The organism is Thermoprotei archaeon (assembly GCA_038881895.1).
GTDB lineage: Archaea > Thermoproteota > Thermoprotei > Gearchaeales > WAQG01 > JAVZOV01.
Genome location: JAVZOV010000001.1, coordinates 543,769 through 561,807, shown reverse-complemented (window position 1 = coordinate 561,807; position 18,039 = coordinate 543,769). Strand labels below are relative to the sequence as shown.

The window sequence follows — 18,039 nt, the reverse complement described above, 5'->3', positions numbered from 1 at the left end:
TCGGAATAGATAGGTTTAAATAGAGGTTGATTACTTTATCATCTAAATCCTGCCCAGCCTGCTCAGGAAGTATGGCTTCCTATCTGGGCAGGATAATGAAGTGCGAAGAATGCGGACTAACAATGGATAGAGATATCATAGCAGTGTTGAACCTCCAGATGCGGGGAGAAGGGTTCTCCCAAAGAGCCCCCAATGAGCTAATCAGGGGGAAGAGTTAAGTAGGAATAAAAGCAACAATTCACCATGTATTCCTACTCAACTCAGAACCCTAGGAGGTTCTAGACCGGAAGTTGCACTCTATACGGAGATCCCGAGAACTTGAAGAATAATGAATCACATGACTTTAACTGCGGAGTGTGCCAATATAAGGAAATACATATTTAAATTGAGAATCTAACTCTAAGGACAAGGATATTTATGGATTTTTAAAATAAGAATTAATCTTAAAACATGTTTATATACATGTTTATTAATATTACTATACGGTGTGCTACGTTGATAATGCCGGAGGTGAATAGTTTTGAAATATTCTGCTAGAGATGTAGTTTTGATCGCTGGACTCTCTGTTATATCAGGAGTAATTTTTGCGATTACTAGTGATGTTTTAGCGATGCCAGTTTATGCAATCGGTGGTCATTATGGTATTGCTGTAATTTATGGTTTATGGTTTGTTGGTGGAACATTGACAGGTTATGTGCTCAGAAGACCTGGTGCTGCATTTTTAGGTGAAACCATAGGTGCTATAATTGAACTGTTAGCATTAAGTCCTTACAGTATACTTCTCTATTATTATGGGCCTGCACAAGGTATAATGAGTGAATTAGCGTTTGCTATCTTTCGTTATAAGAAATGGGATTATTCTGTTATGTTTTTGGCAGGAGCATTACCTGCTATAACAGCATATCCTTTTGATGTAACGGTTTCACCTTTTTATCCTGAAGCTGTCCATTACAATTTAATGACACACGCAACACTTTTCTTAGGTTATCTTTTAAGCGGGGGAATCTTAGGTGGTATTTTAGTCAAAATAATCGTTGATAGAGCTGTAAAGGCTGGTGCAATAAAAGTGAAAGCATATGCTGAACGTTGAAAATTTAACTATAGATGAAAGGATTAGAGCGCCTGTTTCGTTTTCAGTAGAGAACGGTGAAATAGCTAACTTAGTAGGTCCGACTGGTAGTGGAAAAACTAGTATCCTAATGGCTATTGCCCAACTGTTGCAGTATGATGGAAGTATAAAACTTGATGGATTAAATCTTAAGAATGCTGATAAAAAATGGCTTGCTAAACATATTGGGTTTGTTTTGGATGATGTTGAAAGGCAATTTGTAGCTCATAGAGTTGCTGATGAAGTGGCGTTTACTTTAGAGAATCTTTCTTGGGATAGGAAATCAATAGGTGAACATGTTCTTGAGGCTCTTCGAAAGTTTAGTGTTGATTACTTAATGTGGAGACCTTTAAGTACTCTGAGTTCAGGGGAGAAGGTTCGGGTTGCATTAGCATCAGCGGTGGTTGCTGATCCAAGCATCCTATTAATAGATAATGTTTTTTCACGAATTGATCCACCCACATCTAAAGAATTTATGGAGTATATGAAGAAGATTTCTTTGAATGGTAAAATTATTGTGACCGCAAGTCATGAGGAAATGCACTGTGGAAAAAATATACACATAGGAACTGCTAAAGATCCATTGATTGTTAATATTTTATCAAGAAAACTTGGAGATGCTATTGTTGAGCTTGATGGCATTCAATATGGTTATAGAAAGGAAGAGCCTTTGTTAAATGATGTATCTTTTGGGATAAGGCGATCAGAAATTGTTGCTTTATTGGGAAGAAATGGTTCTGGAAAGAGTACTTTATCAAAAATTATGACGGGTTTGATAAGACCGTGGAGAGGAATGCTAAAAGTTCAAGGTAGAATTGCATATGTTCCTGAGGATCCAAATTTATTATTTGTTAAGTCTACACCTTATGAAGATATTGCCTTTAGTATAAAAATTTCAAAGAATGCTGTAAATGTAGAGGATTTGATGAGAAGTTTGGATATTTTTCAGTATGCAAATTATCCTGTTTATAGTTTAAGTAGGGGTTTAAAGAAATTAGTAAGCATTGCGATTTCATTAGCACTTAAACCTGATATTTTAATAATCGATGAACCTACTGTGGGTCTTGATAATTATTACAAAAGTTTAATTGGTGTTACGCTTTCAAAGCTTGTGTCCATGGGCGTTACCTTAATGTTTATAACGCATGATATAGATTTTGCATTAAAGTTAGCGGATAGATTTCTTGTTTTAGGCAACGGAAATATAATGTATGATGGTGTTCCAAGGAGTGTTGTGTTATGAGAGCCTTGGTGACTTCTATTATTATAGCATTAATAGTGGGTTTGATGACTTGGAGAAAGGATCCTATATATCCTCTCTTCTTAGCCTTTCTTACTTTACTCATCGTTGGCAGAGGTCTAAAAACTGTATTGAGAGGGTATTTACTGTTTATGCCTTTAATTTTTGGTTTATCGTGGTTTAATGGGTTTGTATCGTTTATACATGGTGGAAATTTCTTCTCTGTGTTCATAATGGTTTTTTCTAGACTTTTAACTCTTATCAATCTTTCAGCATTTTTTATTTTCACTATTGAGCCTTATGAGTTAGCAGAAAATTTTGCCAGAATTAGTTCACCAAGTATAGGTTATATTTTTTATATAGCATACAACATGATGCAAACAATGATTAGGCGCTATCAAGATACCTATCAAGCAATGAAAAGTCGTCTCCTTTTAAAGTCTCGTTTAAGCATTTTAAGACTTTTAATTCCAATTACTATTTCAGCTGCAAACTACATATACGAATATTCAGAAATATTGGGAACATCAATGGAAATAAGAGGTTTCGATGATAAAAGGATTTTTTGGAGAAACGTCAAATTCACTAAAAAAGACCTTGTTACGTTAGCATTGCTCACAATTTTGAGCATCATAAGCTTTTTTACTCTTCCTTCAAATATTAAACTTCTTTAGCCAACTCTCATTATTTAACGTACATAGAACGAGAAGCTTAAAATTTAATCCATAAATTAATTTTTCATCTAAAGATGAGCGTTCAGAAAACTTAGGATTTTAGTTTTGGAATAAATAGGCGTAATTTAAACATGTCAAAATCTAATAAAAGTGATGTTTCATTAGAGAGACAGAAACTTGAACACTTATATCGACATAGCTCGCATGAACCCTACAAATAAATTTCCAAAAATCAGCAGACGAAGAGATAGGTTATTTTAAGTCTCACATTATTCTTCTTTTAAGTTAGGAGGTCTTTTAATGTATGTTGTGGTATGTCCTCTTATATATTGTTTAAAAAATTTGTTAAAAATCTTTGCATGCTCGCTCTTTTGGTTTGTTTTGAAGTAATTTTCTATGCTTCTTAAAATTTTTTCACTTATTATTAAGTTTTCAAATTTTTTAATATACTCTGAAAAGATAATATTATCAGTGTATGGTTTTATCCTTTCGGAAATTATATGATACGCATATGATATAGGATGACCTAAAATGTATTCCGGTTTCTCTTTTAGATGCAGTGCTTGATAAGATGCGGCCATGTGAATAGCTAATATTGTTAATGTATTTTTCACGATCTCTCTTGCTTTTACTGCGGCATGTAATCCCATCGAGATTATATCCTGGTTATCCTCGTTAGAGGGTATGTTATTAATACTTGCAGGAGTTGATAAAACTCTGTTTTCAGCTGCTAAGCTTGTTGCAATGTATTGAGCTCCTTCAAATCCACAATTCAATCCTGGTATACCCTTTATAAGAAATTGAGGTAAACCTTTATTCAGATGATGATTTAATAGTCTATTTATTTGCCTTTCAAGAAAATTAGATAATTGTGTCATTGCGATAGCGAGGTAATCCATGTAAAGAGCTGCATGTTGCCCATGAAAATTTGCTCCATGAAAAGCATCATAATTACCGTGCTTGTTAACATAAACTAGGGGATTATCACTAGAAGAGTTTAGCTCATTTTCTATAACATCATTAACGTGCCATAAAGTTGTGAGTATAGCTCCAAGTACTTGAGGTATTGCTCTTAAAGTATACGCATCCTGTAAAGATTCTGGTACAATTTTTATCTTATTTTCTTCATATTCTTCCTTTATTTTTTTAATAATTTCTCTTTCATCTCTGATCATATTACTCTCTTCAATTAACGACATGATGATTCCTGCCACTAACCTCTGAGCTGGATGCTCCTTTTTTGCATTGCCCTCAATATCAAATGGTGCTTTACTTGCATGCAATGCTAAAAGCGCCATAGAGACTGATACCAAAGAATGCGCAAAGATGTTATATGCATTATATAATACTAAACATGAAATACCCGTCATGGCTGAAGTACCATTTATTAGGGCTAATCCATCTTTGTAACTTAATTTTGCTGGTTTTAACCCCTTTTTCTCCATCGCATTTTTTACATCACAGATAGTGTTACCGTAATAACATTTACCTTCACCGATAACACCTAGTGCCATGTGTGCTAAAGGAGCTAAATCACCACTCGCACCTAATGACCCTTTTTCTGGTATTAAAGGAATTATTCCCTTATTAAGCATATCCTTTAACGTATGAAATACCTCAGGTGAGATTCCTGAATATCCCTTAGCTAATGAAACCAATCGCGCAAACATTATTGAACGCGCTTCTTCTTCTGAAAAGTATTTACCAACACCTGCAGCATGAGTTCGTATTAAATTATATTGCAACTCTATCGCCTCTTTTTCCGGAATCAAAACATTAACTAATGTTCCTAAACCAGTGTTCACACCATAGATGGGTATTCTATTCTGAACAAAATATTCTACGATCTTTCTTCCAATCTCTAAATTCTTAACAATCCTTTCATCAAATTTCGCCTCTTCTCTATCGCAAGCAACCTTCTTTACATCAAAAATTGTAAACCACATGCTTTAAAAATATTGGGCAAAACTAAAAAGATTATCTGTCTTGATACAATTTAGTTTAACATAAAAGTATTGCGAAAACACGGTAGGCAACATTCTTTGTTTAAGCTTTAAATGAAAGTGATTTTATCGGTACTTTTTATAATCTTACCTTTATATAAAAAGTCTATCTGCCTGAGCGCAGAATGCAGATCAAATTCTGTGAGAGCTGATATTCCGTCAACTGGAACTATAACATCAAACCATCTCAGCGCCGCACTACCTGCAGTATGTAGAACGCATATGTTGGCTACAGTGCCGACTATTGTAAGAGTGTCCCTTTTAAGAACTCTAGAAATGATGTGTTCAAGATGCGTACCATAAAATGCATCATATCTTAATTTTTTGACAACAATGTCGTTTTCATGAGGTTTCAGTTCATCGATAATTTCAGCACCCCAAGTATTAGCAACTGCATGCTCACCCCAGATCCTAAATTCCGGATCATCCTTCATATGCCAATCTTGCGTATATATGATAGGAACATTATGGTTCCTAGCATTTTCAATAAGCCTTTTAATATTCTGCACTGTTTTTAGAGCAGTAGGAACCGATAATTTTCCTTTAGGATCAACAAAATCATTCTGCATATCGATAACAATAACAGCAGCTCTAGTACTATCTACATTCACACTATCAACAATACGAATCTCAGGCACTTCTACACTAACCAAAACAATCACCAGAATATTTAAAACTCCAAACTAAATAAATTTATCAAAAAATACAGAAATAAAAATATCATAAAACCATTAATGCAAAATTTGCCTCCAAGCTTTCAGGTTTCATGAGTATTTGTGAGGAGATATAAATAAGAGTGTAGGGAATATATAAATCATGGAAATATGCATGAGGTGCGGCTATGTAAGAGAAGATTTAGAATTGAGGTGTAAAAAGTGTGGTGGTCCATTTAAAGTGGTAGTTGATTTTCCTTTTGTGAAAGATAATTTGAGAGCAAACTTTCCTTACATAAAGGAATGGATAACTCTTGGTGAATTTAATACTCCTATGATAAAAAAGAATAACGTTTGGTTCAAACTTGACTCTTTAAATCCGACAGGATCGTATAAAGATAGGGGGGCTGTTACACTCATCTCTTATTTAAAGCAGAGAGGTGTTAAAAGAATAAGCGAGGACTCTTCAGGTAATGCAGGGGCATCAATAGCTGCCTATAGTGCTGCTGCAGGCATTGAGGTTGAAATTTATGTTCCGGAAAATGTAGTTGGTGTTAAGGCTAAACAAATCGAACTTTATGGTGCAAAAATTATTAAAGTTAAAGGTAGTAGGGAAGACGTTGCAAAAGCTGCCGAACTCTCAGGTGCGTACTATGCTTCACATATTTTACAACCCCATTTTAGGGATGGAATAAGGTCGCTTGCTTATGAAATTGTTAGAGATTTGGGTTGGAATGTTCCTGATTATTTCTTTATACCTACGTCGGCTGGAACTCTACTCCTCGGTGTTTATGAGGGGTTTAAGCATTTATTAAATAATGGAATAATCGAAATAATGCCAAAAATAATCTCAGTTCAAACTGAACAAGTTATGCCAGTTTGCGCAAAAATTAAAGAAATCAACTATACGCCACCCACAAAAATCACATCAATAGCCGATGCACTGATTAGCACTCAGCCATATCTACTTAACGAGATGGTCAAAATCCTTAAGGAAACAGGCGAATGCATAGTTGTTAACGATGAAGAAATAATAGATGCGCATAGAGAACTAGCAAAAAACGGAATCTTAGTTGAATATAGCTCAGCAACCGTATATGCTGCCTACAAAAAGATGAAAATAAAGGACGAAAATGTAGTACTACACATCACTGGAAACGGTTTAAAAACAATAAAACCTTAACTTTTCTCCTCTACGACTTGCCTCTTTCAGCGGTTTCAGAATAGATGTGTTTAAATATTGGTAGATATAGGAGAATATTGATGTCTGAAAAGCTCTATACAATCAAAGAGGCGAAGAAGCTTCTTGGAGTCACCACCTGGACTATTCAGCAATGGGATAGGCAGGGCAAGATTAGGTGTGTTAGAACACTTGGAGGACGTAGGAGGATCCCCGAGAGCGAAATAAAACGCATCCTTGGTTTAAGAGAGGAAAGAATTATTGTAGGGTATGCAAGGGTTTCATCTCCAACACAAAAGGATGACCTTGAAAGGCAGAAACAGCTCATTTCAAGCTACGCTAAGGAGAAAGGTTACGGTGAAATTCAAGTTTTAACGGATGTTGGTTCTGGGCTTAACGAAAACAGAAAAAAATTCCTGAAGCTCTTAGACATAGTTTCAGAAAGGAAAATATCCAAGCTGATAATCGCTTACGAAGACAGGCTCACGAGGTTTGGTTTTGAAACACTCAGAAAGATGTTCTCGGTTTTCGGAACAGAAATAGAAGTGATAAACCATGAAAAGAAGACTCCTCATGAAGAGCTTGTGGAAGACTTAATCACCATAGTTGCTCATTTCGCTGGAAAGCTCTACGGAATGAGAAGCCATAAGTATAATGAGGTTGTTGAAGGTGTCAGGAACCTTGTTGGTTAAAGCATACTCGATACCGCATGATCTTGAGGTGAACGAGCTCATAGAGGACTACATGAGCGTCTTAAACGCTATCTTGGAAGATTTATGGAGGAACATTGCATGGAATAGGAATGGGAAGAGGCTTATACCGTTTCTGAGGAAAGATAAGGCTTTTAGGAAAAAGCTTAGAGACAAGCACCTCAGAGGATGGGTTTACTCTAAGCATTACGTGGACTCCGCGATAAAACAGGCCTATTCCGTACTTGAATCGTGGAGGAAGAGGTACCTTCGTGGGCGGGCCGGAAGAAGAAAGCCTGAGTTGAAGAGGAAGTTCGTTAGAGTTAAGGAAACCCTCTACAGTTACAGGGATGGGGTTCTCAGGATTTCGGTAAGACCTTACAAAGAGAGTATAACCATAGATTTGAGGAAGGCGTGGTGTTGGGATAGGATAAGGGGATTGGAGCTCGGCGAACTCATACTTAAACAGGACAGGTTCATAGTTACTGTTAGAAGAGAGGTGGAGCTAAAGATTAAAGACCCAATAGCATGGGACACGAACCTCTTAACTTTGGACGGCTTTGATGGTGAAGACCACTATTCGATAAGCCTGAAGGAAATCTACACAATTCATAGAACGTACGAGCTGAAGAGAAGGGTCATCCAGAAGCTACACGGAAAAACGAGGAAGAAGCTCCTGAAGAAGTACGGTTCAAGGGAGAAAAACAGGGTTAACGATGTATTACACAAGCTGGCTAAGCAGCTATCCAACAGGACAAATATCTTCGAGGACTTGACGAACTTCAAGGAGAGGGTGGCTAGGACGAAGAGTAGAAGTATGAATAGGCAGAACAGCAAGCACGACTATATAAAGCTCCAAAAGTACGTAGATTATAAGTCTGCATGGAATGGACACACGACAGTATTTGTTAAGGCTTATGGTACATCAAAAACCTGCTCCAAATGCGGGTACTATAATAAAGACCTAAGGGGAGCAGTCTTCAAGTGCCCAAAATGTGGTTTTATAATCGATAGGCAGAGGAATGCATCAATAAACATTTGGAAAACGTTCCTTAGGATGTGGGGATTCATGGGTTCCCCCCGAAAGGAGCAGAGCTCGATGAGCCCTCCAATGAACCCAGAGGAGGACAAGAGGGATGAGGCTCAAGAACTAAGTATGGAATCCATACATATCCATATTTAGTTCAGAACCCTAATAGTTAATTTTATTTATAATCATAAGAGCTTTTTCTGCAAGCTCTTCAGGAGTATCAACATATATTATGGAAGCCATTAATCGATTATCAAAACTAGAGCCAAACGCTCTTTCGAGCTTATCAGTCGAAAAACCAGAATTCCTTAACACAATAACTGGTTTACCATATGAATAGGCCATGAACAGCTCTATTATAGTTCCTATTTCACCACCAAGAGTAACTAATATATCCGACGACCTAACAAGAATCGTACTACGTGCTTTAAAATCTAATCCCGTATCAATAGGTATGAAAAACTTATTTCGTGGCGGCATTTCCTTTGGATTATTAGGTAAGATAAAAACGACTTGCATTCCTCTCTCTGCTGCGGCATCAGCAACATCACGCATTAAACCCCAATATCCACCTAAAATAATCCGCACATTATCCGGGAGTTTCTTAATAAACCTCCTTGCTAGTTCTTTATTACTACCTTCACTATGCGCAGCAACACCCACACTGATCATACAAATAATATAGACTGCACATTTTTAAATTTTTTCGACAGGAAAGCTTAGAGCTTTAGTTCTGGGATGAAATTGTTGATATGTTTATGTGCTTCGACAGATCCATCGATTTGTGCGGAGCTACCGAAGGGATGCCGTAGGCGTGTTGAACATAGCTCGCCTCCACGGAGGCGAGGTTAACGGGGTGGTGGCACACCCCTCGCCTCTAAGGTGGGATGGGATGATGTGGGAGCCTAGAAGGGCAATGAAAAACAGAGCCGATGAAAACCTTGGAAGCAAGAATCTCCCGGCTTTAGCCGTGGAGAGTGTCAATTCTTAAGGTTTAGTGTATTTAATGAAAAGCGTGATTTCCTCATGTTTCTTTCAAGAAAGTGAGAAATTAGTTTAGAGTAGAATAACGAAGAGTTTTTGTATTTTTATTTTTAGTTCTATAGTCGTGAGTGTAAATCCGAAGATAGCACTGTTCGTAGGGATTATTGCTGTATCTACTGCAAGCATTTTTGTAAGATTAAGTAGTTCACCTGCGTTGGTTATAGCAGCTTATAGGATGCTTTTTGCGAGTGTTCTCATGGGTTTATTGAGTATTAACAATTTAAAGAACATTAAAATTCTTTCTAAAAAAGAAATCTTTATTTTGATAATATTATCAGGAGTAGCGCTTGGCGCACATTTTGGAGCATGGACTATGTCACTATTTTACACAACAATAGCAGCAAGTACAATTCTAACAGATTCTTCACCAATATTTGTGGTAATAATATCTTATGTACTGTTTAAGGAACAAACCAAACTCAGAGAACTATTGGGTATTATCATTTCTCTAATCGGAGCTGTGATAATAATAAGCGGCTCAGTAGCAATCAAAGATATGAATAATCTTTATGGTGATTTATTAGCTCTATTAAGTGCATTTTTCTTGTCTATTTATCTAGTAGTGGGAAGAAAACTAAGGAGAAAAGTAGATTTGGTGTCATATACGTTTACGGTATATGGGATAGCATCTATAACACTTTTCATTATAGCATTATTTTTAATGAATAATGTAATGGTCTCGTCATTGCATGAAATGCTAATATTTTTAGCATTAGCATTAATACCATCAGGACTTGGGCACAATTCCTATAATTATGCCTTGAAATACCTGAAAGCATCAATAGTAAGTGTAAGTATTCTAGGGGAACCTGTTGGTGCTAGCGTATTGGCTATAATTATCTTTAATGAAATACCGACGATATCAACTGTGATAGGAGGAATAATAGTCGTGCTAGGTATTATAATCACAACGCTATATAGGGAACAACAATAAACTCCTTATTAAAATACTTAAATTACGATTAAAAGATTTTTAATACTAAAGATGCGTTCATCTACTTTGTCACGTCGTTTATCTGTTCTCGATAAGAAATCCTAGAGTTTTAGTCCCGAGCAAATTGTTGATTAGTTTAGTAAGCTCTTGATGATACTTCCTTAGAGGTATTAGTAGGCTGATAATGTGGTCTTTGCAGATAGCTCCTGATTCTACCATAGGATATTCAAATGTTGAAATAGACTGGGAACAAGGGTTTTTAGCTTTATGCTGTAAAGAATAGCAATTGAATTGTGATAAAGAATGATGAATGGATGTTTATACATTAATGACTATTTAATATTGTGTAATTGCTTAATCTTTGTTACTTTTTTTATTGATTTGTTTATTTACATTTAGGTTGAATACATTATGGTGAGGGTAATGGTTTACCTGTATTTATTTGGAGTCATGTTACAGCTTGATGTAACCTTATCATCACTATTGAGTATGTGGGATAGGGATAAAAATGTTGTACTCAATTTAATAAAATATACTGTGAAGGATCTAGGGATACCTATCAGGTCAGTATTTTTGAATGCGACTTATATTAATGATGGGTCTTTTATTGCAGAATTTTTAGGGAATGCCGGAACAAAGTATATTGAGATAATACTTATACATTCTGATAATCCTATAAAAGCTCTTGAAAATTTTTATAAAGCAAAATCCTTAGGTTATGTAAAATATCAAGATGATGTGGAGAAAGACTAGGTTTTTTTAAGTTCCGGGAACTCATCATAAAAGTACTCGTAAATTTCTTTAATACCTTTGGATTTCTTCTCCTCCTCCATTTTTCGAAGTTCTCGTCTTAGAATTTTGCCGCTTATTGTTTTAGGGAGGTCATTAACAAATTCTATTATTCTAGGTACTTTATAATATGGCAATGTTTTCTTCGCATACATAAATATGTTCAGTGCTAATTCTTTTGATGGTTCGTATCCAGGTTTTAGGACTACGAATGCTTTAACGATTTGGTATCTTTCTGGATGCGGGCTGGCTACTACTGCAATTTCTGCTATAGCAGGATGTTGGATAAGTACACTCTCTATTTCTGTTGGTCCTACTCTGTAATCACTAGTCTTAATCACATCATCACTCCTACCCACAAACCACCAATATCCATCTTCATCAAAGAACGCTTTATCACCTGTTAGATAATATTCATTTCTGAATACTTCTTCGTTCTTTTCTTTTTCCATGTAACTTTTGAGTAAACCTAATGGTCTCCAGGGAGTTAATTTAACGGCTATATGACCTATCTCTCCAGGCTTTGTTATCTCATTCCCGTTATCATCCAATAGTATCATATTATACATAAAAGTTGGTATACCTATGGAGCCTGGCTTTATTTTATTACCCCTAAACCATGGAGGATTACCTATCATTGCAGTAGTCTCAGTTTGACCATAAAAATCTCTTACTTCTAATTTAGCTTCTTCTAAAACTTTTTTATAAACTCCAATTCCTAAGGGTTCACCTGCAGAGACAGCATCATAAAGATAATCAAAATTAAATTTTTTCATACCACTTTTTAAGAAAGCTCTCCAAGCTGTGGGTGGAGCACAAAAAGTTGATACTTTTAACTCTTCTATGGCATGAAGATATTTATCAGGTTCAAGTCGTCCTGAATAATAAAATCCTGTTACAGTGGCCCCAACATTGAACGGTGCAAAGAAAGAACTCCATGCATACTTAGCCCATCCCGGAGCACTTAAATTATTATGAACCCCCCCAGGTTGAACATTTATTATCATAGCAGTACTGAGATGCCCTACAGGATAACTAGTTGCAGTATGAATAACTCTCTTTGGCATACCTGTTGTTCCACTCGTAAAATATAAAAATATAGGATCATCATTTCTTGTCATTGCAGGCTCCGCTCTAGTTGATTCACTTTTAATAGATTCATAACTTTCCCAACCACTTTTTTCTCCAATAACCAGTTTAACAACAGGTTTTATTCCAGTCTTCTCTATGCTCTCATCTATTAATTTTACTGATTGTTCATCCGCTATTATAGCTTTTGGTGGATACGCATTAAACCTGTAGATTAAATCTGCCAAAGTAAGTGTTGTAGCTATTGGGACACCCACAAATCCAGCCTTTATAACAGCTAAGAACGTAACCCATAATTCAGGTATAAGAGGCATCATCATATAAAGAGAATCTCCTTTGCTTAATCCGTTACCCCTCAAATAATTAATGAGCTTATTAGTTTCATTAGATAAATCACTGTAAGAATATTTTCTTTCCTCTTGTGTATCTAAGTTGACCCAATGTAATCCTACTCTTTGTCCATATTCCCTTACATGAATACCCTCAAATATTTCCCACTCCCAGTTAAAATAATCAGGCAATTTCATATCGTTTAATTTAGTGAAGAATGCTCGCATTTTTGCTTCTTTCTCTTGATTATTCGGTATTTTTATCAAATCTATAAACTCTTTGTAAACAATACTTAATCCATAACTTTGCAAAACTATCACCCTAAGTATATTGAATATTTAATATATAAAGTTTTCTTGACGACCCAACTATAGTTAGAAATGTTTAAATTAATGTTATGGACTTCATGAAATCCTACCATGAATACATTTTTGTATGATAAGTATTTACGTATGAAGATTTTGCCCTTTAGTGCGTTGAGGTAATCAAAAGAATATAAAAAGCAAAAAACCATGTATGATGAAGTATTAATTGATTACAAAATACGAAGCATATCTTATAATAGTAACACCGTTAAAGAATGGTTCTTGATCTCTCGAAAGCTTTTTCAGTATGCTGAGGTTGTAAACCTATTTTCATGGAATGAGGTAATTGAAAGAGGTTTAAGGAGATTTCTCATATAGATTGTTATAACCTTTTTTTCAGCTTTCCGCAGTTCTTCTGAAAGCGTGGATGGGACAATACCTAACTTTTTAGCTAATTCGTTAAAACTAATTAATCTTGGATAATCATAGTATCCTAAATTATAAGCTGTTCTTAAAATTTCAAATTCTCTTGCAGTAAGTGGGTTAACTGCTATCTTATTTGAGCTAACACTCTTTACCTCAACATTTCTTTGCTCAAGAATTTTAATAAAATTCTTTGCTGATTCTGATGAAGGTACTAACACAGTCCACGATACATAACCGTCAGGTCTTGACGGTGTTATAAAAGGACAAGTTATACAGAAAGTTTTTGACTTGCTGACGGCATCATGTATAGCACGATGCTTCAATGTAGTTATTAAAAACGATCTTGAATCATTTTCATTCACTACAATGACATTTCTTTTACCTAATGCATTCTTTAATGAGGAGATCAATTTTTTATAATTGTCATCATGAATAATTTCTATCATAAGAAGAGCCTTATAACCTCTAACAAGCTTACAACCAAGTAGCCTAGCTTTAGTATCATATTTTTCTAACTGATATGCTAGAGAAACCTTCTCCGGTTTTATATTTATCGTTAAAAGTTTATGTTTCATAATAAATATACTTGTTAACAACTATTTATATTTAACCGAATATATTCGGTATAATTTTTAAATTCAAAGAGGGTTATATATTAATTTGGTGAAAATCCTATGTATATTCAGCAAATCATAGAACTAGCTTATGGAGCTTATTTCTTCGCCGTATTAACATTTTTCGTGATCTTTGCAATAAAACTTACAAAACCAAGACAAAAAAGTCTCAATGGAGGAGAGCATGGTGGGATGGGAAAAGAGGAAAAAGAGTGGTTAGTATTCTTAGTAATTGTGTTTCTCATTTTTAACATAATAACACTAACATTATTACCATGGCAAAAATGGTTACTGCCGTGGGCATCAGCAAAACCTACAAAAATATTTTACATAACAATGAACAATTATACGTTTTACTTACCTAGCAATCCTATGACAATTAAAGTCAATGAGCCTGTAGAATTCATAGTGACGTCTAAAGACGTAACGTATGGTTTTGGAGTTTTTCGAAATGATGGAAGTATGGTCTTTCAGATGCAAGTCATTCCATGGTATAACAATAGTATAATATGGATTTTTAACGAACCAGGAAACTATACAATAAGATCAACCGAATACTCAGGACCAGAACATCCTTACATGGTTCTCCCTAATGCAATAGAGGTGGTACCATAATGTCACAATCAACATTACCAATAGAAAAAATCACTCTTAGATATGAAATAATAGCATTACTCTTTCTTGCAGTAGCAGGCATAGAAGGAATGATGATGCGAGTTGAGCTTGATAATATACCACTCTTATCTTATGATCATTACTTTGCAGTAATGACAGCACATCCTATAGTTGGGATCTACGGTTGGGCATACTTAGCTGTAATGGGAGCATTTTATTACTTGGTACCAAAACTACTCAATAAAGAACTTTACAGTAAAAAGATAGCAATGATCGGATTATGGATGCAAACTGCCGGAGTAATAATAGCATGGTCAGCCGGATTCTTCTTCCGTTATGGAGCATTATACACACTTTACTGGCCGCTTCCTGTAGCATGGAATAGGTTTGAGCCAATAGGAGCATTAACTTATTCTGTAGGCGTTGCGCTTATCGAGATTTCAGTGCTGCTCTTCATATTTAACATCTTCGCAACAATATTTTCTCACAAGAGAAGAGAACAGAAAGTTATTAGGAACTTTCTCATCGCAGCTTTCGGGATCGATGCATTACTTGGACTTCTAAATCATATCAGACACACGAAACGTCTTTCTAACATGGATGGTGCAGGAGCTGATCCACCTCCTCCAGTTTTCATAGTATCTGTCATGAGGGGTTCAATAGATGCAGTAATAAATTCAATAGTACTAATAGTAGCCGGATTAATAATCCTTATTTACAGTATTTCAGCTATTATGGGAACATATTTAAATCCACAATTTGTTGATCCACTTATTTATAAAAATTGGTACTGGTGGGGATTAGATATGATAGCTGATGGTGATGTTTTAATCTGGACTGCAGGAACATTATATTTATTAGCACCATTATTGGCAAATCGAGCACTTTACGGTGAAAGAGTAGTACGCTATGTAATACTCGCAGATTTAATAGTATCAATGGGAGTATGGAGTCATCACCTACTCTCTGACAGACCACAACCTGCGATGCTAAGATTAGTTTCAGGACAGTTCATCACATGGGGCGAATTCTTTACAATGGGGCTCAGTTTCTTCACAGCATTAATAACATTATGGTTCGGGCGTCCCATAAAATCAAGCATGTCATTAAAATTCATGTTAGGAGCAATCTTTGGGTTTGCACTTGGAGGATTCGCAGGGCTTGTACAAGCAAACTACGGGTTGAACGTGATAATACACAATACACAATGGATAGCTGGAATACACATTCATATGATGCTCCTAGCAGGATTAAGTAGCTTAATATTTGCAGTCATTTATACGCTTCTACCAATGTTGACAGGCAGAGGATTAATAAGTGAAAAACTTAGTAACCTTCACTTCTGGCTTTGGATGATTGGAAGCGTTGGTATGGCAATCTCAGTAGGATTAGCTGGAACAGCAGGCATGCTAAGAAGAGACTTATACTTTGGAACATCAATGTACTTACCGTACATGTACATCGGAACAGCATTTGCAATAATAATGGCCATAGGATATCTAGTATTTATAATTAACATAATAAAAACCTATGGATTAAAAACACTGGTAGGAATATTCATACCACTGAAACAATAATTAAATTTTTTAACTTTTTACATGTTTAATAAAATCATTCATTATCTAAGTTTTTGTAAAACTCTTTGCATCAATTATGGAGCTCTTAATGGGAGTGTTTTTACTATTGCTCCTAAAAGCCACCTATGAAACCTTTAAGGCAGGACTGAACAGATGGTAATAGAAGTTAACTGTCTTACAACGCGGTTCTTATTCACTCTACACAGCAGCTCACTTTTGATATGTCTTTCTTGAATGATAGAGCAGCCAGTTTAATAGACTCTGCCATTGTGGGAAAGATATGGACCGTATCGATAATGTCATCTATCGTAAGCTTAAATTTCACTGCTAAGACGGCTTCATGAATTATCTCAGCGGCTGCATATGATAGTATGTGAACACCAAGTATACGTCCTGTTTTGTAATCTGTAACCATCTTTATTAAACCACGCGTATCACCGATAATCTTCGCCTTAGGAACAAGGGACATATCAAGAACTCTACAATTGCATATGTATCCTTGTGCTACTACCTGGGCCTCTGTCATACCCACGCTAGCAACTTGAGGAGTAGTGAATATAGCATGGGGCACAGCTGAGAAATCCATCTTTCTTCCAGCATTAGATAGAGCGTTTTCAGCTGCTATTGCCCCCTCCTTTGCAGCGACCGGTTCGAGCATCGGTTGTCCTGTTACATCTCCTGCAGCCCAAATGTTTGGAGCTGTTGTCCTCATTTCATCATTTACAAGTATTGCTCCATCCTCTCTTAATTTTACTCCTACCCTCTCTAACCCCAAGTTAGAGGTGTTTGGGATCCTACCAGTGGCTATCAAGAGCTGCTCAGCTTCAAAATCCCTTTCTTTCCCCTCTATCTGAGCAATGACGATCTTAGACCCGTTTCGTTGCTGAACTCTCTTGATGGTAACACCAGTATGGATTTCTATTCCCTCATCTTCGAGATATGTTCTAAGTGCCTCAGATATCTCCGGCTCCTCATTAGGTATTATTCTTGGACTTCTTTGGAGAACTGTAACGTTAGTTCCAAAGTGAGCGTACATTTGAGCAAATTCTAAAGCCAGCGCTCTTCCACCAATTATTAGCATTGACTTGGGCAGCTCTCTAAGACTGAGCGCTTCGACATTCGTGAGATAGTCGACCTTGTTTATCCCCTCTATGGATAATATCCTTGGTGAAGAACCTGTAGCAACTATGAATTTCTTCCCTCGAATTATTTGACCATTCACATCTATATGATCCTTTGAAACGAATTTTGCTGATCCCTTAATGAGAGTGGCGTTAGACAGACTCTTAAGCACATCAGAATACTTCGTGGCTCTAAGATCGAGAACGATGTCATCTTTTTGTCTTACTATTGCTTCAAAATTTAGTGCACCTTGTTCAAGAGCTATTCCACTGTAATTATAGTCACTATAGTAATAGACTTCTCCTACCCTCAACATGCGCTTGCTGGGCACGCATCCGACGTTCACACAGGTTCCACCAATAGTGCTTCGTTCAATCATCGCTACGCTCGCATCAAACTCCGATGCCTTAATCGCTGCGGCAAAAGCTGCTGAACCACCGCCGATTATCACAAGATCGAATGTCTCCACATATATCACCTATCATATCAAAATACAACATATCATATTTAAACCTATTCTTCATATACAAAAGTACGATAACAATTTAAACAATTTATTAAGAAAATCAGAGGAATCTATGTGATTAGTTTTCTGTATTTAATATTGATTGATATTT

At 36.0% G+C, this 18,039-nt stretch carries 17 protein-coding genes; 11 read left to right on the top strand and 6 right to left on the bottom strand.

The window, feature by feature from the left end:
- Positions 1 to 26 precede the first annotated feature (26 nt).
- From QW128_02850 to QW128_02835, 4 genes are all read left to right on the top strand, one after another.
- Positions 27 to 218, top strand: a complete 192-nt coding sequence (locus QW128_02850) for a zinc ribbon domain-containing protein (protein ID MEM3832523.1) — start codon at positions 27 to 29, stop codon at positions 216 to 218.
- Between the two features lie 302 nt (positions 219 to 520).
- Positions 521 to 1,090 carry an ECF transporter S component gene (locus QW128_02845; GenBank protein ID MEM3832522.1) on the top strand — a complete coding sequence of 190 codons (570 nt, stop codon included), beginning with the start codon at positions 521 to 523 and terminating at the stop codon, positions 1,088 to 1,090.
- Entirely contained in the window at positions 1,077 to 2,351 is a 1,275-nt protein-coding gene (locus QW128_02840; GenBank protein MEM3832521.1) for an ABC transporter ATP-binding protein, read from the top strand. Before QW128_02845 ends, QW128_02840 begins: the two co-directional genes overlap by 14 nt.
- The gene (locus QW128_02835; GenBank protein MEM3832520.1) at positions 2,348 to 3,022 is read left to right on the top strand and encodes an energy-coupling factor transporter transmembrane component T; all 675 of its coding nucleotides are present in this window, start codon (positions 2,348 to 2,350) and stop codon (positions 3,020 to 3,022) included. Before QW128_02840 ends, QW128_02835 begins: the two co-directional genes overlap by 4 nt.
- 269 nt (positions 3,023 to 3,291) lie before the next feature.
- Here QW128_02835 and QW128_02830 read toward each other — a convergent pair whose 3' ends face one another.
- Positions 3,292 to 4,968 (bottom strand): aromatic amino acid ammonia-lyase, encoded by a 1,677-nt coding sequence (locus tag QW128_02830; GenBank protein ID MEM3832519.1) that lies wholly within the window; start codon positions 4,966 to 4,968, stop codon positions 3,292 to 3,294.
- A gap of 107 nt (positions 4,969 to 5,075) precedes the next feature.
- On the bottom strand, positions 5,076 to 5,690 hold the full coding sequence (locus QW128_02825) for an isochorismatase family cysteine hydrolase (GenBank protein ID MEM3832518.1): 615 nt from the start codon (positions 5,688 to 5,690) through the stop codon (positions 5,076 to 5,078).
- Positions 5,691 to 5,841: 151 nt separating this feature from the next.
- Here QW128_02825 and QW128_02820 point away from each other — a divergent pair, with 151 nt between their 5' ends.
- The 3 genes from QW128_02820 to QW128_02810 all read left to right on the top strand — a co-directional run bounded on the left by QW128_02820 (position 5,842) and on the right by QW128_02810 (position 8,730).
- Positions 5,842 to 6,861, top strand: coding sequence for a pyridoxal-phosphate dependent enzyme (locus tag QW128_02820; GenBank protein ID MEM3832517.1), 1,020 nt, complete (start codon positions 5,842 to 5,844; stop codon positions 6,859 to 6,861).
- A gap of 80 nt (positions 6,862 to 6,941) precedes the next feature.
- Complete coding sequence (locus tag QW128_02815) at positions 6,942 to 7,550, top strand: IS607 family transposase (protein MEM3832516.1); 609 nt, start codon at positions 6,942 to 6,944, stop codon at positions 7,548 to 7,550.
- Positions 7,528 to 8,730: a transposase gene (locus QW128_02810; protein ID MEM3832515.1), complete on the top strand. Its 1,203-nt coding sequence runs from the start codon at positions 7,528 to 7,530 to the stop codon at positions 8,728 to 8,730. The genes QW128_02815 and QW128_02810 overlap by 23 nt, the downstream gene beginning before the upstream one ends.
- 9 nt (positions 8,731 to 8,739) lie before the next feature.
- Here the strand turns inward: QW128_02810 and QW128_02805 are convergent, their stop codons facing one another.
- A complete protein-coding gene (locus QW128_02805) occupies positions 8,740 to 9,249 on the bottom strand; it encodes an LOG family protein (protein ID MEM3832514.1) in 510 nt (169 codons plus the stop codon).
- Positions 9,250 to 9,685: 436 nt separating this feature from the next.
- Between QW128_02805 and QW128_02800 the strand changes: the two genes are divergently transcribed.
- Together QW128_02800 and QW128_02795 are read left to right on the top strand one after the other, a co-directional pair.
- Positions 9,686 to 10,555, top strand: a complete 870-nt coding sequence (locus QW128_02800) for an EamA family transporter (protein ID MEM3832513.1) — start codon at positions 9,686 to 9,688, stop codon at positions 10,553 to 10,555.
- Between the two features lie 423 nt (positions 10,556 to 10,978).
- Positions 10,979 to 11,308 carry a hypothetical protein gene (locus QW128_02795; protein MEM3832512.1) on the top strand — a complete coding sequence of 110 codons (330 nt, stop codon included), beginning with the start codon at positions 10,979 to 10,981 and terminating at the stop codon, positions 11,306 to 11,308.
- Here the strand turns inward: QW128_02795 and QW128_02790 are convergent.
- The gene (locus QW128_02790) at positions 11,305 to 13,083 is read right to left on the bottom strand and encodes an AMP-binding protein (GenBank protein MEM3832511.1); all 1,779 of its coding nucleotides are present in this window, start codon (positions 13,081 to 13,083) and stop codon (positions 11,305 to 11,307) included. The two genes, QW128_02795 and QW128_02790, sit on opposite strands and share 4 nt — an antisense overlap.
- A 287-nt stretch (positions 13,084 to 13,370) precedes the next feature.
- Positions 13,371 to 14,069 (bottom strand): helix-turn-helix domain-containing protein, encoded by a 699-nt coding sequence (locus QW128_02785; protein ID MEM3832510.1) that lies wholly within the window; start codon positions 14,067 to 14,069, stop codon positions 13,371 to 13,373.
- Between the two features lie 99 nt (positions 14,070 to 14,168).
- On the opposite strand from QW128_02785, the gene QW128_02780 reads away from it, so the two are divergent.
- Positions 14,169 to 14,723 (top strand): hypothetical protein, encoded by a 555-nt coding sequence (locus QW128_02780; protein MEM3832509.1) that lies wholly within the window; start codon positions 14,169 to 14,171, stop codon positions 14,721 to 14,723.
- Complete coding sequence (locus tag QW128_02775) at positions 14,723 to 16,300, top strand: cbb3-type cytochrome c oxidase subunit I (protein MEM3832508.1); 1,578 nt, start codon at positions 14,723 to 14,725, stop codon at positions 16,298 to 16,300. The genes QW128_02780 and QW128_02775 overlap by 1 nt, the downstream gene beginning before the upstream one ends.
- A gap of 193 nt (positions 16,301 to 16,493) precedes the next feature.
- Here QW128_02775 and merA read toward each other — a convergent pair whose 3' ends face one another.
- Entirely contained in the window at positions 16,494 to 17,900 is a 1,407-nt protein-coding gene (merA, locus tag QW128_02770) for a mercury(II) reductase (GenBank protein MEM3832507.1), read from the bottom strand.
- Between the last annotated feature and the right edge of the window lie 139 nt (positions 17,901 to 18,039).